The organism is Ruegeria sp. CDSC085 (assembly GCF_059610465.1).
This window is the reverse complement of the sequence record NZ_JBXWNR010000005.1, coordinates 53,704-70,445: the sequence shown is the minus strand read 5'-3', so window position 1 is coordinate 70,445 and position 16,742 is coordinate 53,704. Positions and strand designations below refer to the sequence as shown.

At 56.9% G+C, this 16,742-nt stretch carries 15 protein-coding genes; 7 read left to right on the top strand and 8 right to left on the bottom strand.

The features are described from left to right. The first annotated feature begins 45 nt into the window (after window positions 1–45). The 5 genes from AC2FJB_RS09745 to AC2FJB_RS09725 all read left to right on the top strand — a co-directional run bounded on the left by AC2FJB_RS09745 (window position 46) and on the right by AC2FJB_RS09725 (window position 6,393). A complete protein-coding gene (locus AC2FJB_RS09745) occupies window positions 46–579 on the top strand; it encodes a TRAP transporter small permease (protein WP_299898275.1) in 534 nt (177 codons plus the stop codon). Then, window positions 576–1,835, top strand: a complete 1,260-nt coding sequence (locus tag AC2FJB_RS09740) for a TRAP transporter large permease (RefSeq protein WP_496683050.1) — start codon at window positions 576–578, stop codon at window positions 1,833–1,835. Before AC2FJB_RS09745 ends, AC2FJB_RS09740 begins: the two co-directional genes overlap by 4 nt. A 121-nt stretch (window positions 1,836–1,956) precedes the next feature. Further along, on the top strand, window positions 1,957–2,505 hold the full coding sequence (locus AC2FJB_RS09735; RefSeq protein WP_496718165.1) for a thioredoxin family protein: 549 nt from the start codon (window positions 1,957–1,959) through the stop codon (window positions 2,503–2,505). A gap of 3 nt (window positions 2,506–2,508) precedes the next feature. Beyond that, window positions 2,509–2,886 (top strand): VOC family protein, encoded by a 378-nt coding sequence (locus AC2FJB_RS09730; protein WP_117873435.1) that lies wholly within the window; start codon window positions 2,509–2,511, stop codon window positions 2,884–2,886. A gap of 186 nt (window positions 2,887–3,072) precedes the next feature. After that, window positions 3,073–6,393: an ATP-binding protein gene (locus tag AC2FJB_RS09725; protein WP_496718164.1), complete on the top strand. Its 3,321-nt coding sequence runs from the start codon at window positions 3,073–3,075 to the stop codon at window positions 6,391–6,393. 86 nt (window positions 6,394–6,479) lie between these two features. On the opposite strand, the gene AC2FJB_RS09720 is transcribed toward AC2FJB_RS09725, so the two are convergent. Then, a complete protein-coding gene (locus AC2FJB_RS09720) occupies window positions 6,480–7,487 on the bottom strand; it encodes a D-cysteine desulfhydrase family protein (protein WP_496818225.1) in 1,008 nt (335 codons plus the stop codon). A 226-nt stretch (window positions 7,488–7,713) separates the two neighbouring features. Next, entirely contained in the window at window positions 7,714–8,406 is a 693-nt protein-coding gene (locus AC2FJB_RS09715; RefSeq protein WP_117873440.1) for a Crp/Fnr family transcriptional regulator, read from the bottom strand. Between the two features lie 187 nt (window positions 8,407–8,593). Here AC2FJB_RS09715 and hemA point away from each other — a divergent pair, with 187 nt between their 5' ends. Then, window positions 8,594–9,817: a 5-aminolevulinate synthase gene (gene hemA, locus AC2FJB_RS09710; RefSeq protein WP_496718162.1), complete on the top strand. Its 1,224-nt coding sequence runs from the start codon at window positions 8,594–8,596 to the stop codon at window positions 9,815–9,817. A 54-nt stretch (window positions 9,818–9,871) separates the two neighbouring features. Here hemA and AC2FJB_RS09705 read toward each other — a convergent pair whose 3' ends face one another. The 6 genes from AC2FJB_RS09705 to AC2FJB_RS09680 are packed head-to-tail and all read right to left on the bottom strand — an operon-like array spanning window position 9,872 to window position 15,289. Continuing rightward, window positions 9,872–10,159, bottom strand: a complete 288-nt coding sequence (locus AC2FJB_RS09705; protein ID WP_496818222.1) for a cytochrome C oxidase subunit IV family protein — start codon at window positions 10,157–10,159, stop codon at window positions 9,872–9,874. A gap of 5 nt (window positions 10,160–10,164) precedes the next feature. Further along, on the bottom strand, window positions 10,165–10,713 hold the full coding sequence (locus tag AC2FJB_RS09700; protein ID WP_496718160.1) for a cytochrome c oxidase subunit 3: 549 nt from the start codon (window positions 10,711–10,713) through the stop codon (window positions 10,165–10,167). After that, a complete protein-coding gene (locus AC2FJB_RS09695; protein WP_496718158.1) occupies window positions 10,710–12,632 on the bottom strand; it encodes a nitric oxide reductase activation protein NorD in 1,923 nt (640 codons plus the stop codon). Before AC2FJB_RS09695 ends, AC2FJB_RS09700 begins: the two co-directional genes overlap by 4 nt. 8 nt (window positions 12,633–12,640) lie before the next feature. Next, a complete protein-coding gene (locus tag AC2FJB_RS09690) occupies window positions 12,641–13,450 on the bottom strand; it encodes a CbbQ/NirQ/NorQ/GpvN family protein (protein WP_371415314.1) in 810 nt (269 codons plus the stop codon). 5 nt (window positions 13,451–13,455) lie between these two features. After that, window positions 13,456–14,823, bottom strand: a complete 1,368-nt coding sequence (locus tag AC2FJB_RS09685; protein ID WP_171169762.1) for a cbb3-type cytochrome c oxidase subunit I — start codon at window positions 14,821–14,823, stop codon at window positions 13,456–13,458. Between the two features lie 16 nt (window positions 14,824–14,839). Beyond that, window positions 14,840–15,289, bottom strand: coding sequence for a c-type cytochrome (locus tag AC2FJB_RS09680; RefSeq protein ID WP_117873455.1), 450 nt, complete (start codon window positions 15,287–15,289; stop codon window positions 14,840–14,842). Between the two features lie 326 nt (window positions 15,290–15,615). Here AC2FJB_RS09680 and AC2FJB_RS09675 point away from each other — a divergent pair, with 326 nt between their 5' ends. After that, window positions 15,616–16,728 carry a Hint domain-containing protein gene (locus AC2FJB_RS09675; protein WP_496718157.1) on the top strand — a complete coding sequence of 371 codons (1,113 nt, stop codon included), beginning with the start codon at window positions 15,616–15,618 and terminating at the stop codon, window positions 16,726–16,728. Window positions 16,729–16,742 lie beyond the last annotated feature (14 nt).

The window sequence follows — 16,742 nt, the reverse complement described above, 5'->3', positions numbered from 1 at the left end:
GAGGGCGCAGCTCGATCCTGCGCCCTTTTTCACGGGAGAACAGCGATGTTGTATCGGCTGTCGGCAGGCTTAGCGCGGGTCGAGTTGTGGTGCGCTGCCTTTCTGGCGGTCTGCATAACGGTTTTGATTTTGCTGAATGTCGTGACGCGCACGGCGGGCAATGCCCTGTTCTGGGTTGATGAGCTGGCGATTTACGCGATGGTCTGGATGACTTTTCTGGGCGCGTCTTCCGCATTGCATCATCGCAGTTCGGTGTCGATCTCCATTGTTTCCGACAACGTGCCCGGACGCGCGAAACGATTGATCCGCAAGAGTGTGGACGTGGTCGTGTTTGCTTTTTCCCTTGCGATGCTGTGGTTCTGCTGGCGCTGGTTCCTTCCGCTGGACATTGCCAGCAACGGATTCGATGTGGCGGTATTTCAAGGTCAGACATTCAATTTTATCTATGCCGAGCCGACATTGACCCTGGGCCTGCCAAAGTACCTGTTCTGGTTGGTGATGTGGCTTTTCGCACTGGGCGCGACGCTGCATTCCACCATGCATCTGCTGAGCACCCCAGAGCAAGGGGCACAGCCATGAGCCCCATCGTCTTTCTGGCTACTTTACTTCTGTCCGTGCCCGTGGCGATCGTGCTGGCGATCACCGCCATCTGGTACATCTGGGAAAGCGGCAACACGGTTCTTTATGACAGCTTCGCGCAGAAAATGTTCGGAGGCCTTGAGAATTACGGCCTTCTGGCAATTCCTCTGTTCATGTTGACCGGAGAATTGATGAACGAAGGCGGTATGACGCGGCGCCTTGTCGCGCTGGCCCGGGTGTTCGTCGGCGGGTTTCGCGGCGGGCTGGCCTATATCAACTTGCTGGCAAACATGTTTATGGCGGCAATCATCGGGTCTGCGACGGCGCAGATCGCGGTGATGTCGCGCGCCATGGTCCCCGCGATGAAGGAAGAAGGCTATGACAAGGGTTTTGCCGCTGCCACGACTGCCGCAGGCGGGCTTCTGGCTCCGGTCATACCGCCGTCGATGATGTTTGTCATCTTCGGCGTACTGGCACAGATCCCGATTGGTGACATGTTCATTGCCGGGATTCTGCCCGGTTTTATCTTGGCTGCTTCATTCGCTTTGGTCATTACCTTGATTGGGTGGCGGCAGCAGTTCCCGAAAGGGAACTGGATGACACGCAGCGAAACCATCAAGGCCGTGATCAGCGCCGCCCCTGCCCTGCTGATCCCGATGTCGATCATAGGTGGTATTCTGTTCGGGATCGCCACACCGACCGAATCCGCCGCAATCGCATCCCTGATCGCGTTTCTGGTGGGCTGGTTGGTTTACGGGGACCTGAAGCCGGGCAACCTGGCACAGATGTTCAAACGCACGGCGGCCAATGCCTCGATGATCCTGTTCATGATCTCGGCAGCCAGCGTGTTCGGCTGGGTCATCATCTATGAGGAAATACCACAGCAACTGGCTGGGCTGATTACCTCCGTCACTTCGGACCCGTTCGTGTTCCTGCTGATCGTGAATCTGGCGCTTTTGCTGGTTGGAATGGTGATCGATGGCATCGCCGCGATTATCCTGATCACTCCGATCCTGCTGCCAATTGCAACCGGTTCATACGATATCAGCCCCTATCAATTTGGCATTGTTGCCTGCCTGAACCTTGTGCTTGGGCTGATGACACCCCCGGTCGGGATCGGATTGTACATCGCCTCATCCATGAGCGGCACATCGCCCGGCTCAATCCTGAAATCGCTTTGGCCATTCCTGATCGCGGTAACTTTGGTTTTGCTTCTGCTCAGCTATTTTCCAAGCCTGTCAACGCTGCTGATCTGATTTGGATACGTTTTCCGGTCGTAATCAGTTGAAAATTTAGCGCCGGAAATCACGCTCTACTTATCGGTTCCTGTCAGCTAAGCTGGCGGGAACACGTCAACAGGTCAAATAAAAGGTTTTCATGCTGCTCGACACTCCTATCTGCGATTTCGGCTGGCAGGCCCCGGATTTCACGCTCAGGGACCCGAATGGTCATTCTTTCACCATGTCCGATCACCTGCAAAACGGATTGCTGATCGCCTTCATCTGCAACCACTGCCCTTACGTCAAAACGATCACTGTCCGGCTTGCACAGGACACGGGCCTGTTGATGTCGAAGGGGATTGGGGTATTGGCGGTCATGTCAAACGACTATCGGGAGTATCCCGAAGATGCACCGCAGAAAATGCTGGAATTCGCGAGGGAAAATGGGTTCAACTTTCCCTATCTCGTAGACGAAGGTCAAATTATAGGAAAGGCCTATGGTGCTGTTTGCACACCCGATTTCTTTGGGCTGAATGCGGATGGAAGACTGCAATACCGTGGCCGTCTGGACAATCTGGGCCGCAGCCAGACAGGCGAGCGCGAACCGGAGCTGGTCAATGCCATGCTGCAGATTGCACAGACCGGGCAAGGTCCCCGGCATCAGAGTCCGTCAATGGGATGTTCGATCAAATGGACGCGAGGCTAGGTCATGGGGATCGCGACGCTGGATCATGTCAACCTGCGCACTACACGTTTGGAGGAGATGATCGAATGGTACAGAAAAGTGCTGGGGATGCAGGTCGGCCCACGCCCGCCCTTCCCCTTTCCCGGAGCCTGGCTTTATGTCGGTGAACACGCTTACGTGCATCTTGTTGGTGTCGAGATCGAAGCCGCGGGATCGGAGGCCGAGCTGAAGCTCGAGCATTTCGCCTTTTCGGCAAACGGGTTGGACAGTTTCGAAGCTCACCTCAAAGTAAACGATGTTCTCTATCGCCGTGCTGTTCTGACGGCAGTCAATATAGTGCAGTTGAATGTCTGGGATCCGGACGGCAATCATGTCCACATCGATTTTCCGGCTGACGAATAAGGGCGAAAGTCGCCGATATTTTTGGCCAGTAAACAGTTTCTCTCTAAATTTGAAGACTTGACCCGAATTGCTGGGTCGTCCTTGATAGGGTTAGATTTCTCCCGACTACTCCCGGGTAAATTGTACTGGCTAAAAGAAATGGGGACTGCATGGCATCGCGCCACCGCCGACATGCATGGCAGTCGAATGACTGATACTAAGGACTGGCTGGCCAGACACGGCTTGTCTAAATATGTCGATGCCTTTTCACGGCACGAGATCGAGCCGGGCGATCTGTCGGAACTGAGTGACGATGACCTTGTCACAATTGGCCTGCCCCTAGGACCCAGGCGCCGCTTTCTGAAAGCCATGCGGGAAGAAAACCAAGGGCCCGCAGCAACACAACGCGCAAGTCAGGTACCCAACATCGTTGCCGAGCGTAGACAGCTGACGGTCATGTTTATCGATCTTGTTGGGTCGACGGCTATATCGCAGAAGCTGGACCCCGAAGATCTGGCCGAAGTTCTGAGACTGTTCAAGGAGACCTGCGCTGCTGCAGTTGCGGCTTTTGATGGTCATATCGCTAGTTACTATGGCGATGGCATCATGGTGTTTTTTGGTTTTCCGCATGCGCATGAAGACGATCCGGAACGTGCCATTCATGCAGGTCTTCGAATTATTCGCGAAATTCCGGAAATCCGCACGCATGCACATCTTGAAGTCCGCATCGGGATCGCGACCGGCCTGGTTGTCGTCGGTGACCTGCGGGGAGAGAAGATGTTCGAAGACGGCACGGCCATGGGCGAGACCCCGAACCTGGCCGCACGGCTTCAATCGATGGCTGATCCGGGTACAATGATTGTGGCGCCGACGACCCAGGAACTGGCGGGTGAAGCTTTCGAATATGTGCGCCGTGGCACTTTTCAATTGAAAGGCTTTGCCAAAGAAGTCGAAGCTTGGCAGGTCACCGGCACGCGCCAGACTGTCAGCCGCTTCCTTGCGGCAGACGACGCCCGGATGAGTTCATTGGTCGGGCGCACGCAGGAGCACGAAACCCTTCAAAGCAAGTGGAGGCTGGCCTGCCAGGGCCTTGGTCAGGTGGTGTCGGTCTCGGGCGAGGCGGGTATAGGAAAGTCCAGGCTGATCGAAGAGCTTCGCCGCAAGATCCCGGGTCCAGACCATCAGCAGCTACGCTTTCAGTGTTCACCCTTCCATGATGCAAGTGCGCTGTACCCGATCATTCGCCAGTTTGAAAATGCAGCCGAACTTCGGGCTAATGACGGTGCTGACGAAAAGTTGGAAAAGATTTCCAGCATCCTGGGCGATCCTTCTGAAGGGTCACTGAAACTGGCTGCGGCACTATTGTCGGTCCCGTTTGAAGACAGGCTTGGCCCGCTGGATCTGACCCCTGAGCAGATCATGAAGCAGACGCTGGAAATGCTGGTCAATCATATGATCAACTCGGCGCAGGAAACCCCGACCCTCTTGCTGTTTGAAGATGCGCATTGGATCGACCCAACGACAAAGACACTGCTTGACCGGCTTGTGAACCGGATTGGGGACGCGCGCCTGCTGATGGTAATGAGTTATCGTACGGGCTTTGATCCGGGCTGGCCACAATCACACAACCTGATGCACGTCGCGCTCCAACAACTGGACTTCGTGCAGGTCAAAGAGATCGTGAACGATATTGCCAAAGGCAAAACCGTCCCGGACGAAGTTTACCATCTGATCGCCGCCAGATCCAACGGTGTCCCGCTTTTCGTGGAAGAGGTGACAAAGGATTTGTTGGAATCCGATCTTCTGACTGAACGTGCTGATGCCTATACGCTGGACCGGTCCACGCCATCGCCTCCTGTACCGAAAACACTGCACGACGCGTTGATGGCACGCCTTGACCGACTGAGCTCAGCCAAGGAAGTCGCACAGATTGGTGCTGTCATTGGCCCGCAATTCTCTTATCCGATGATTGCAAGCGTTTCCCGTTTTAATGAACGGGCGTTACGTTCCGGCCTGGATTCGCTCGTGGATGCCGGGATCGTGATTGTCTCAGCTTCAGAGCACGAGGAAACGTTCAGTTACCGCCACGCTCTCATTCGCGACACCGCTTACAACAGCCTGCTGAAACGGGAGAGGAGAACGCTTCATGCTCGTGTGGTCGAAGCACTGAACTCTTCGTCATTGCATGACAATTTCGCCGAACCGGAAATTCTGGCTCATCACTACACGATGGCAGATATGCCGGATGAAGCGATTGAACAATGGTATCAGGCCGGACAACGTGCCGTTGAACGCTCGGCCGGGATCGAAGCGGCCACTCAGCTGGGTCGCGCCATCGCGTTGCTGGAACAGCAGGATGACTCGGTTGACCGCGACCGCAAGGAAACCAAAATACAAACGTTGCGGGCTGGCGTTCTTCGCTCGACCGCTGGCATCGCGGCCGACGAAACGGGGGCGGTATATGCCCGGATCCGCGACTTGTGTAATCGGCTGGGCGAAACCGAACAATTGATTCCCGTGCTCAACGGACTCTATGCGTATCATCTGGTCCGCGGTGAATACGACCTTGCCAAGGACGTTGCGGCGCAGTTGCTGGAACTGGCCAATCTGACCGAAGAAACGCACCACACGATGATTGCCCACCGGGCCATGGGTGCCGTCTTGTTGCATATCGGGCACCAGGACACCGCCTATGATCACCTACGGCAGGCATTGCATTTGTATGATCCTCAGCAGCACAGCCGCCTTGCCTATGTCTATGGAACGGATCATGCTGCCATTACATCGTGCTTTTTAAGCATAACAGTCTGGTTGCGCGGGGAACCTGATCGCGCACTTGAGATCCAGCATCAGGCAGTCGCAACCGCACAGGAACTGGATCACGCGCATAGTCTGGCCCAGACCCTGACGTATCTGTGTATGCTGCACCTGTTGCGGCGTGAACCGGAACAAGTTTACGACGTTGCCGCTCGCCTTGAAGAACTGGCAACCAAACACACCTTCCCCTTCATGAAATTGACGGCGAATGTCTGGCGTTGCTGGGCAGACGCGCAGATCACGCCTGGCCCAGAAACGATCCGTGCAATGCGTGAGGCGTCCGAAGCCTGGTGGGCCAGCGGGGCTGGAAACTACAAGCCGGTGTTCCTGACGGCCCTTGCCGAAGCGTCATTGACAGCCGGCGAACCGATGGCAGCGCAGCGCCTGCTGGATGAAGCACGTGAACAGCAGGTACTGACCCATGAAGGGTGGGCTCAAGCGGAAACAGATCGGATACAGGCGTTGGTGCGGTCCACGGACAATACGGCTGACGATCTGTTCATGGACGCTCTGAAAACCGCACGCGAACAGCAGGCAAGGATGTTCGAACTGCGAACAGCCGTGGATTACGTGCAAACTTGCGGCCACTTTGACTGCACACCGGCCTCGCCCCCTGATCTTCGAGAGATACTGGGAAAGATTGTCGGTGGCGCACAGACCCGCGATGTTGCGCAGGCCATGTCTTTGCTCGATCAAGTGAAACTATCGTAGATAACCTTTATTGGCCTTTTCGGCGGGCAATAACCTTCCGTCCATCCCATCGCCCTGAAAGCAAGGGCGCTCAACAGGTAGTTGCATCAACTCGATTGCAACTCATCCTGATATCCAAACAACGCCGGTTGGCCGCCTGTGTGCAGCAGAACTACTTTCTGGCCTTTGCGGATGACACCTTGTTCAAGCAACCCTAAAAGCCCTGCAAAGGTTTTGGCAGAATAAACGGGATCCAGAAGGATACCCTCAGCGCGCGCCATGAGGGTCAGTGCTTCGCGGGCTGCCCGACCAATCCGCCCATATCCAGGTGCCAGGGCGCCGTCCCAAGTATAGATGTCTCCCGTAACCAAAACAGGGTCGAAACCCATCATGGTTGCTAATCGCCCCAAGACCTTTTGCAGACGCGCTTTCTGCTGGTTCTGATCGCGGCGAACGCATATGCCGTAAACAGGTGCAGACTGCCCGACCAAACGCAATCCGGCCAGGAACCCCCCATGGGTAGACCCGCTGCCAGACGGCACCACCGCTGCGTCGAAATCGCTGATCTGCGCATGCAACTCGGCTGCCCCTGCCACATAACCCAACGCCCCCAACGGAGGGTGATCGACGCCCAGATGGATCACATACGGTTTTCGCCCTTCAGCAACCAGTTGGTCGGCGCGTTCGTGAAGAGCGTTGTCGGCACCTGCCTCGTCCTCACCCCTAGGGTAGCTCATATGTTCGGCCCCCAGAAGCTGGGCCAGAAGAACATTTCCGGATCGATGGTAGCATTCTCCCATATTCGCCACACGTTCTTCCAGTTGAAGGATGGATGACATTCCCAGTTTTGCTGAGGCTGCGGCTGCCGTGCGTACAAAATTGGATTGAACCGCGCCCGTGATCAGGATGGTGTCGGCCCTCTGCTGAAGTGCCTCACCCAAATAAAATTCCAGCTGACGGGTCTTGTTGCCACCGAAGCTGAGCCCGGTCAGGTCGTCTCGTTTGATCCACAGATCCAGCCCCAGTTGGTCAGAAAGACGCTCAAGCCTTTCTACCGGGGTGACCGATGTCATCAACTTCGCGCGGGGAAAGCTTGCAAGCGCCTCGTCAATCATAAACCCTGTGCCCCTTCATATTCATGCAAGCGACTCGTGCCGATGGTTGGCACTGCTGACAAAGATAAAGAGGACACTGCCAGCGCGGAAGACAACTGATCAAGCCAAAAGGCTGATCGCGCGCAAAAGCGCTTGACTGAGAAGCCCCCATTTGAACGGTGCCAGCTTTGGATCCTATGTATTCCGCGAAACTACAATTTCGATGGACTTGGCCGCCGGTGGAAATTCACTTCTCACTCGGATCGCTTTCAGCGTAGTTCCGCAAGTCATCCATGTCAGCGATATCCGCGTGGTTCCTGTCGATCTTGACACCAACAGGTTTCAATCGCGAAAACGCGCGGCTCAGGCTTTCAGGCTTCATTCCCAGACGTCCGGCGATCAGCATCTTGTCGTAAGGCAGTTCCACCTCGCACTGACCGGAATCCCGATCGCACAGGTTCAACAGAAACTCTGCAACACGTTGCGCCCCGGTCTGCGCCTTCAATTGCTCCAGCTGGGACACCAGAGCGTGCAGATGCGTGAACGTGGCAGCCAGAATTGACACCCCGATTTCCGGGTCTTCCTTCATCAGTGACAACAGCACCGGGCTGGGGATGTGCATCACTTCACAGGCTGAAACGGCTTCGGCTGAAACGGGATATGGCACATTGCGCAGCGCAACGGCCTCACCAAAGCTTTCTCCACGGGTGAAAACGCTCACCACCGCCTCCGCCCCGGTCGGAGAGATACGGAACAGCTTGACCCATCCGGCCAGCACGACGTGTACAGCCTTGGCTTCTTCCTCTTGCAGAAAGATCGTCTCGCCACGGTCATACTGCCGCCAAATCGCCTGCCTCAGCAAAGTATCCACATGCTGATCCGGCAGGCTGCGCAGAAGCAGAGACTGCCGCGCAATCGCCTTTTGTGCCTCGTGTGGCATGAAGGCACTCCCTTCTTCATCCAGTCCGGGCGATGGCCCGGGTAATCATCCCCAATGCCCTGCTATGCCAAAGCCGGCGTGTCAGGGCCAGCCTTTTTCTTGAAGATCAACTTGACAATTGTCATGTCGTGGCGCCCATCGCTGCCCTAGGGTCGGTTCACAGCCAGTTATCCGGGGAGCATGTCAGATGGATTTCGAGCGATTTTTCAGCCAGAGCCTCGACGCTTTGAAAGATGAAGGGAACTATCGGGTTTTCATCGACTTGCAGCGACGCTGCGGAGCTTTCCCGAATGCACGCCAGACCGATGGAGCAATCCAGCGGGATGTACGCATCTGGTGCTCGAATGACTACTTGGGTATGGGGCAACACGCGTCGGTCATCAACGCCATGCACGATGCGCTGGAGCGTTGTGGCGCCGGTGCAGGCGGGACGCGGAATATTTCGGGCACTACGCACGACCACGTCTTGCTTGAGACAGAATTGGCAGACCTCCACGGCAAAGAGTCCGCTTTGCTGTTCACCTCGGGCTACGTGTCAAACTGGGCCGCTCTGGGGACGCTGGCTGCGAAGATCCCCGGTCTGATTGTTTTCTCTGATGCGCTGAACCATGCCTCGATGATCGAAGGCATCCGCCACTCACGGGCGCAGAAGGTAATCTGGAAACATAACGACCTTGAAGACCTGGAGGCCAAGCTGGCCGCCGCAGACCCGAACGCGCCCAAGATGATCGCCTTTGAATCCGTGTATTCCATGGATGGTGATATCGCGCCGATCAAGGAAATCTGCGACCTGGCCGACAAATACGGCGCGATGACCTATCTGGACGAAGTTCACGCCGTCGGCCTCTATGGCCCACGCGGCGGTGGCATTGCCGAGCGCGAGGGCCTGATGGATCGCCTGACCGTGATTGAAGGTACGTTGGGCAAGGCCTTTGGCGTGGTTGGTGGGTACATCGCAGCCTCGGCAGCTCTGTGCGATTTCGTTCGCAGCTTTGCCAGCGGCTTCATCTTCACCACTGCCTTGCCGCCCTCGATCGCAGCCGGTGCTGCAGAATCTATCCGGCATCTGAAGCAGTCAAGCGCAGAGCGTGATCTGCAAAAAGCCCGTGTGGATCAGGTGCGCGCCCGTCTGGATGCGGAAGGAATTCCGCATCTGCCGAACCCCAGCCATATCATCCCGGTGATGGTAGGAGACCCGGTGAAGTGCAAGTTTATCTCGGATACGCTTCTTGAAGAATTCGGCATCTACATCCAGCCGATCAACTATCCCACTGTTCCTAAAGGAACCGAACGCTTACGGATCACTCCGTCCCCGGTTCACACAGATGAGGATATTGATCATCTGGTTGGTGCCTTGTCGGCGCTGTGGCAACGCTGTCAGATTGCGCGGATACCACAGGCCGCTCAGTAACATAGGCCCCCTTTGCTTGAATTCTGCCGCCTCTCGGGGCGGCATTTTTTTGTCTCAGACCAGATAGAGCGCAAAAATCACTGCGGAAAAACCCACCAGTACCATAGTGAACCCGCGCAGCCAGCTTTGGCTGTTCTCCAAATCCAAGTATTGTTTCAGGATCACGCGAGCTTTGATCAACGCCAACAACACGATACCGCCAGCAATGACTGCGGTTGGCGCGCCAATCAGAGTAAGCAGCGCAGATCCGGCGCTGAGGGCCAACAGCCCAAGCCACGCTTGGGTCAGGGGGCTCAGCGACCTCTGGCGGGAATTTTTGGCCAAAGATGAAGGTTGAACCATCTGTTTTATCCCAGCAGATAGATCACTGGGAACAGCATGATCCAGATCAGGTCGACCATGTGCCAGAATTGCGCGCCAGCTTCTATGTTGCCAGGGTCATCACGCCACGCCACCAGCAACAGAATTCCAACCCCGGCTAGTACGTGCGCAGCATGAAAGCCAGTCAGCAAGTAATAAAACAGAAAGAATGGGTGCGTTTCGTAACCAATCCCCTGCGACGCCTTGTCGGCATACTCCGTACCCTTGATGATCAGGAACACGACACCCATAAGCGCGGCAAGGATCAACGCCAAACGGGCCAGCGAACGCTGCATGTTTCGCCGCCATTGCAACGCCTGTGCAGCCAGATAGCCAGATGTCACCAAAACCGCTGTGTTCAATGCCGCGCCGGTGCGATGCAGATGCGACTGCGCCTCTGCAAAACCAGCCGGATCGGTCAGGCGCACGCCCATGAAGGCGATCATCCCCGCGCCAAAAACCAGCAGCTCCGAAATGATGAGAACCCACATCAGGAACTCGCCCGGTAGTTCGTCGATCAGAGAGGCATCACTCATGCGCCGACCAACTGGCGGTAGATTTGCGGCAGCGCCATGGTCAGGCGATGCGGATCAGGAATGACCGCGAAACCACCCTGCCCGAACATCCGCGGAAACCAGCTTTTGCCTGTTCTATCGATGGTGACGCCGAACACTGACTGTCCGGCCCGACGCGCCTCACGGACGGCCATGCAGGTGTCTTCGATGCCGTGGCGCCCCTCGTAGTGATCCAGATCGTTTGGTTTACCGTCCGTTATGACCAGCAGCAATCGGCGCTTGCGGGACTGGCTTGCCAGATCTGCTGAACAGTGCCGGATTGCCGCGCCCAACCTTGTGTAATGTCCGGGGCGCAGCGACGCGATGCGCTGTTCAACTTTGGTTCCCATCTGCTCGTCAAACCGTTTGCAACACTGCACATAGACGCGCTGACGCTTGAGGGAACTAAACGCATGAATGGCGAAATCGTCACCACAAGCGTTCAGGCCCCAGGCCAATGCGGCCAGCGCCTCGCGTTCGATATCGATCACGGCGCGACCAGTGACGGCGCTTTCAGTCGAGCGGCTGACGTCCAGCAGGATCGAGACCGCCAGATCACGGGCCTCGGGACGGGATTGCATCCAGACGCGTTCCGTCCCTTCACCATTTGCGCAGCGGTCAACCTGCGCCCGAACGGCGGCTTCCACATCCAGCTGGTCCCCGTCCAGATGGCCCCGAGTCATCACACGCCCCGGGCGCAGCGCCTCGAATTGGCGCTTGACGGCACTAATGCGGCGTGCAGTTGCCGGATCCTTGCCAAACTCGGCGGCATCGTCGCGGATATCGGCATCCGAAAGCAGAACGTTCACATGATCCGGCAGATACTGACCCGTCCGCACATCCCATTCGGGATATAGAATGCGACCTGACAGACGTTCGCGGTTGACGTCCTCGGGCGCCAAATCAAGGTGAAGCTTCAACTTGGTAGGTGGCGCTTTTGAAATCTGGCCAAGACCGATCTCTTCCTGTTCGTCAGCCGCCTTCTTGGCGTTGTCGGGATCGTCGTCATCGATGCGACGGTTGATATTCAGGAATTCGGCCCAGCTAAGGATGGCTTCGAACTTGTGCAGAATGAAACTGTCGCTGCGCTCGGCCTGATCTGATTTGCGGCGCCGGGCGCGGTGTGTCTTTTCGCCGGATTCCTCTGGCGGGCCTTCAGTATCGGGGTTTTCAACCTCGTTGTGTTCCGAGAACCCAACTGCCCGCAATTCCGGCCACAGGGGAACCGGGCGCGTCGGCTGATAGCCGCGCGGAGCGATCAGGTCGTCGTCAAGTGCCAGAAGTTGCTCGGCCTGATCCGACAAGGGTTTGGGATCGCCCAGCATATGACGGATCAGTTCTTCGACCGCAGCCTCGGCAGGCGGCAGACTGGGGATGTCGCGCTGATACAGCACGCCCTTGCAAAGCTCAGTATAAAGCGGACGCAAGCCAGGCGCGTCGTCCAGAGTCGCCTCGACCATGTGCCGGGCGGCAATCAAGGCACGCAGGTCGGCAAGCAGTGGATCGTCTTCATCAATTCGGGTTCCGGCATGGGCAGCGGCGGCGGCCAACCAGACATAGAGCGCGCCATTAGCTTCGCGCGCCGGGAATACGGCCAGACGGTCGGGCAAGCGCAAAACCTCTCCATCAAACGAGGCGCGCGACATCAATTCCACTTCGGTTGCAAGTTTGCGGCGCCAACTCAGGCGGTGACGCGAAACCTCGGGTGAGACCGGGCGCAATTCAACGCCCGGACTACCCCCGAGCCCCCGAAAGAGGACTGCCAGCCGCCCCGCGACCTCAGAAAGGTCGACCGCGGCTCCAACATGCACCTGGGGTGCATCGAGGCGGCTGGCAAGGGTGTGCCACAGTTTCCCGATCGTTTCTTCGGGTTCCCATGGCTCAAAGTCGATCCTGACCATCGCCGGCCTCACCCAAAGACGGCGGTGACAAGATCGAGGAGCCCGCGTTTGATATCCTCGTCATCGGTGAGAGGCTCGATCATGGCGGCAAGGATGGCGCGGTCGGTGGACATGCCCTGCGCGATCAGCGTCGCAGCATAGACGACCAGCCGGGTGGATACACCTTCCTCGAGGTCCTGACCCTTGAGCCCGCGCAACTTGCCCGCCAGCCGCACCAGCGGCTTGCAGCGTTCCAGCGGCAGGCCGCTTTCCTCCGCGACCACCTCGGCCTCCAACTCGGGCGAGGGAAAGTCGAATTCCAACGAGATGAACCGTTGCCGAGTCGAGGGTTTGAGGGTTTTCAGGATGTTCTGGTAGCCGGGGTTGTACGAAGCCACCAGCATGAAACCGGGCGCGGCCTCAAGTTCTTCGCCGGTTCGGTCGATCGGCAAGATGCGCCGGTCGTCGGTCAGTGGGTGCAGAACGACAGTGACGTCCTTGCGGGCTTCGACAACCTCGTCAAGATAGCAGATCGCGCCTTCGCGCACCGCGCGGGTCAGGGGACCATCGACCCAAACGGTTTCTCCGCCCTTCAGTAGATAGCGTCCGATCAAGTCGGCGGCGGCGAGATCGTCGTGGCACGCCACGGTATAGAGCGGGCGGCCAAGTTTCGCAGCCATATGGGCTACAAACCGGGTCTTGCCGCAGCCCGTCGGTCCTTTCAGCAAGACCGGCAGGTCGTTGTTGTAGGCGGCGGTGAACACATCGCATTCATCACCTTGGGCGAGGTAGAAGGGGGCGTTTGCCGCCCCCTCTTTCAGGTTCATGGAGCCATCCATATCCATCACTCCGCAGGGGTTTCGGCTGCGCCGGGTTCAATGACCTCTTTCCGGGGTACCCAGATCGAGTAGATGAACAGCAACGCTCCAAGCACCACGACCACACCGGAGCCAAGACGCATCCAGTAGAAGATCGCGATTTGGTCTTGCACGTCCATGAAGTAGTCACCGACCACACGCTGCATGTGCGTCTGCACGGTTCCACCGAAGGTCAGGACGAAGGTCATGAAGACCATGCCGCTGGTCATCAGCCAGAACGAACCCATATTCAGAACCTGATTATAGGGATCACGGTTCTTGAGGATCGGCATCGCGTAGCTGAAGATAGCCAGATTGAGGCAGACATAGGCTCCGTAGAAGGCCAGGTGCCCGTGTGCCGCGGTGATCTGCGTACCGTGGGTGTAGTAGTTCACCCCGTGCAGCGTGTGCAGGAAGCCCCAGACACCGGCGCCGAAGAAGGCCAGCGTGGCACAGCCCAGCGACCACAGCAGCGCGGCCTTGTTGGGGTGGTCCCGACGGCCCTTCCAGACCATGACGAAGGCAAAGGCCATCATCGCGAAGAACGGGATCACCTCGAGGCTCGAGAAGATCGACCCGATCCACTGCCAGTATGCAGGCGTGCCGATCCAGTAGTAGTGGTGGCCGGTGCCGAGGATGCCCGAGAACAGCGCGGCGGCGACGATGACATAGAGCCATTTTTCGACCACCTCACGGTCAACACCGGTCAGCTTCAGCATCAGGTAGGCCAGGATCGAGGCCATGATCAGCTCCCACACACCTTCGACCCACAGGTGGACGACATACCACCAGTATTGCTTGTCCAGCGACAGGTTGCCCGGGTTGTAGAAGGCAAACAGGAATAGCAGCGCCAGACCCCAAAGGCCCAACAGCAGGATATTTGTGATCGCGGTTTTCTTACCTTTCAGCACTGTCATCGACACGTTGTAAAGGAAGATCAGCGCGGCCACGACGATGCCGGCCTTGACCCATTTGGGCTGCTCAAGGAACTCGCGCCCCTCCTTGCCCAGCAGCCAGTTGCCTTCGAACAGGTTGAAGACGTAGGTCACAACCACGCCCAACGTCCCGACCACAAGGATGATCAACTGCAGATAAGCCAGCTTGGGCGAATGTATCTCGCGCTCGGCCTCTTCCGGGATCAGGAAATAGGCGGCCCCGAAAAAGCCCAGAATAAGCCAGACGATCAGAGAGTTGGTGTGCAGCATCCGCACGATGTTGAACGGCAGAAGCTCACTCAGGAAATTGGGGAATACATAGATGAAACCGGCCAGAAGACCGCCAATCACCTGTATCGCGAACAACGCCATGGCTACCGCAAAGTAGGCATAGGCGATTTTTTGGGATTCGTATTTCATTGCTCCGTTCCCTTTCTCAGCCTGCCTCGTTGGGCGGCCAGCCCTGTGCGTCGATATTGTCCGTCCAGATCAGGAAGTTGGTCAGGTCACGGATTTCTTCGTCGCTGAGGTTGAAATTGGGCATTTGTCGACGACCGGGAATGCCGGTCGGTTGTGCTTCCATCCAGCCCTTAAGGGATTCAAAGGCTGATTCCGGGTCGTCCAGCACGCCCCAGCGTGTCATCACGTTGCCGACTTCGGGGGCAAAGTAGGCCCCTTCACCCAGAATCGAATGACAGTTCACACAGGCGTGTTTTTCCCAGACATGTTTACCCCGAACCACACTATCATCGAGTTTCGCGGCATTTTCGGAATTGACGATATACCAGTGGGAGTGGGCCGAAAGGGCCAAAAAGATGAGAATGAAGAACAGTGACCCGCCATAAAAAATATTGCGGGCCATGCTCTTTGTCATGACGTCTCGCATCGCGCTCTCCTTTGCGCAGATTAGCTAGTGAGAGCAACATGCCGGGCGGGAGCCGGCGATGCCTTAACGAAAGTCAAGACCTGTCACGAGATCAACCGGACGGTTCAGAATTGAGCGATTTGGACCCGCTGATCGTCAGGAGAAAAAGACCTGCCAATCAATTTGCGAACAGCATTTCTTTTTTGAGTGTTCTCTCCATTGTATGGCCTTTAAATTGACGCAAGCTTTTGCCAAACGGTATGAAAGGAAGGAGATTCAGCGCACTTTCCTTACTGTGGGTAAGATTTCCGGTGCCTCGGTAGCGCCAATGGTTAAAAGGTACGAGTATGGCAAACTATTCCTATATTGGTTACGCCCCCGGGGTCATTACGGTCGATTTTAATTTTGGCCCCGACTTCATTACGCTTGACCCCAATTTCGATCCCGCAACAGACCGTCGTGTATTTGATGTCACCGATGCAGCTGGCGGAACGATCCTGAACGGGGCGAACCCTCTGCCCGATACTGGCACTGTGTTCAATGGTGACCGCTTCAATAACGAAAACGGTGACGACGCCACGCAAACTGGTGTGGTGACCAACCTGGACGGATCGACTACTTTTGCCAACGGAGACATCTACCTTGAAGAATCCTACTCCCTGACCAATCCAGCGGGCGGAACGATTGACGTGTTTCGGGTCGAAGTTGAAGGCACATTGGTTGGCTACATCACGTCCGAGCCTCTGGTTCCGGGTCTGACCTATACATTCCAGGCTTCGAACGTTACTCCGACCAACGCCCCTGACACTACGGATCCCTCCGCGATTGTCGATGTACCGTGCTTTGTGGCGGGAACACGGATCATGGCCCCGACCGGTCCAACACCGGTCGAGGATCTGAAAGTTGGCGATGTCGTTTTGACCGCAGACAATGGGCCGCAACACATACGTTGGATTGGCACGCGACATCTGGACCAAGCGGCGCTTCGCACCCGTCTGAGGCTGAAGCCCATCCGGATCGAGGCCGGTTCACTGGGCGATCAGTTGCCCCAGCGCGATCTGTTCGTGTCACCGCAACACCGTATGCTGGTCCGGTCCCCGATTGCCGTCAGAATGTTCGACGCCGAAGAAGTTCTTGTTCCTGCTCACATTCTTGTGGGCGTTCCTGGCATTTCGGTCGCCGAGGACACTTGTGCAGTGACCTATGTCCATCTTTTGTTCGACCGTCATGAAATCATCTATGCAGAAGGCGCACCTTCCGAAAGCCTGCTCACCGGCGCGCAGGCCCTGTCCAGTGTTCACCCTGACGCGCGGTCAGAAATTCTTGAACTGTTCCCTGAATTGGGTCAGCGCAATTACGTTCCGCCGGCCGCACGACGGATACCGGATAAAGGGAAACGTGCCCGTGCGCTGATCCGTCGCCATATCAAAAACGAGCGGCCTCTGATCGCTGGAAGATAAGTTCAGTCTGGATA

Bases quoted from the DNA above. Each gene is read 5' to 3' on its own strand.
- AC2FJB_RS09745 (WP_299898275.1), top strand. From the start codon at position 46: ATGTTGTATCGGCTGTCGGCAGGCTTAGCGCGGGTCGAGTTGTGGTGC.
- AC2FJB_RS09740 (WP_496683050.1), top strand. From the start codon at position 576: ATGAGCCCCATCGTCTTTCTGGCTACTTTACTTCTGTCCGTGCCCGTG.
- AC2FJB_RS09735 (WP_496718165.1), top strand. From the start codon at position 1,957: ATGCTGCTCGACACTCCTATCTGCGATTTCGGCTGGCAGGCCCCGGAT.
- AC2FJB_RS09730 (WP_117873435.1), top strand. From the start codon at position 2,509: ATGGGGATCGCGACGCTGGATCATGTCAACCTGCGCACTACACGTTTG.
- AC2FJB_RS09725 (WP_496718164.1), top strand. From the start codon at position 3,073: ATGACTGATACTAAGGACTGGCTGGCCAGACACGGCTTGTCTAAATAT.
- AC2FJB_RS09720 (WP_496818225.1), bottom strand. From the start codon at position 7,487: ATGATTGACGAGGCGCTTGCAAGCTTTCCCCGCGCGAAGTTGATGACA.
- AC2FJB_RS09715 (WP_117873440.1), bottom strand. From the start codon at position 8,406: ATGCCACACGAGGCACAAAAGGCGATTGCGCGGCAGTCTCTGCTTCTG.
- hemA (WP_496718162.1), top strand. From the start codon at position 8,594: ATGGATTTCGAGCGATTTTTCAGCCAGAGCCTCGACGCTTTGAAAGAT.
- AC2FJB_RS09705 (WP_496818222.1), bottom strand. From the start codon at position 10,159: ATGGTTCAACCTTCATCTTTGGCCAAAAATTCCCGCCAGAGGTCGCTG.
- AC2FJB_RS09700 (WP_496718160.1), bottom strand. From the start codon at position 10,713: ATGAGTGATGCCTCTCTGATCGACGAACTACCGGGCGAGTTCCTGATG.
- AC2FJB_RS09695 (WP_496718158.1), bottom strand. From the start codon at position 12,632: ATGGTCAGGATCGACTTTGAGCCATGGGAACCCGAAGAAACGATCGGG.
- AC2FJB_RS09690 (WP_371415314.1), bottom strand. From the start codon at position 13,450: ATGGATGGCTCCATGAACCTGAAAGAGGGGGCGGCAAACGCCCCCTTC.
- AC2FJB_RS09685 (WP_171169762.1), bottom strand. From the start codon at position 14,823: ATGAAATACGAATCCCAAAAAATCGCCTATGCCTACTTTGCGGTAGCC.
- AC2FJB_RS09680 (WP_117873455.1), bottom strand. From the start codon at position 15,289: ATGCGAGACGTCATGACAAAGAGCATGGCCCGCAATATTTTTTATGGC.
- AC2FJB_RS09675 (WP_496718157.1), top strand. From the start codon at position 15,616: ATGGCAAACTATTCCTATATTGGTTACGCCCCCGGGGTCATTACGGTC.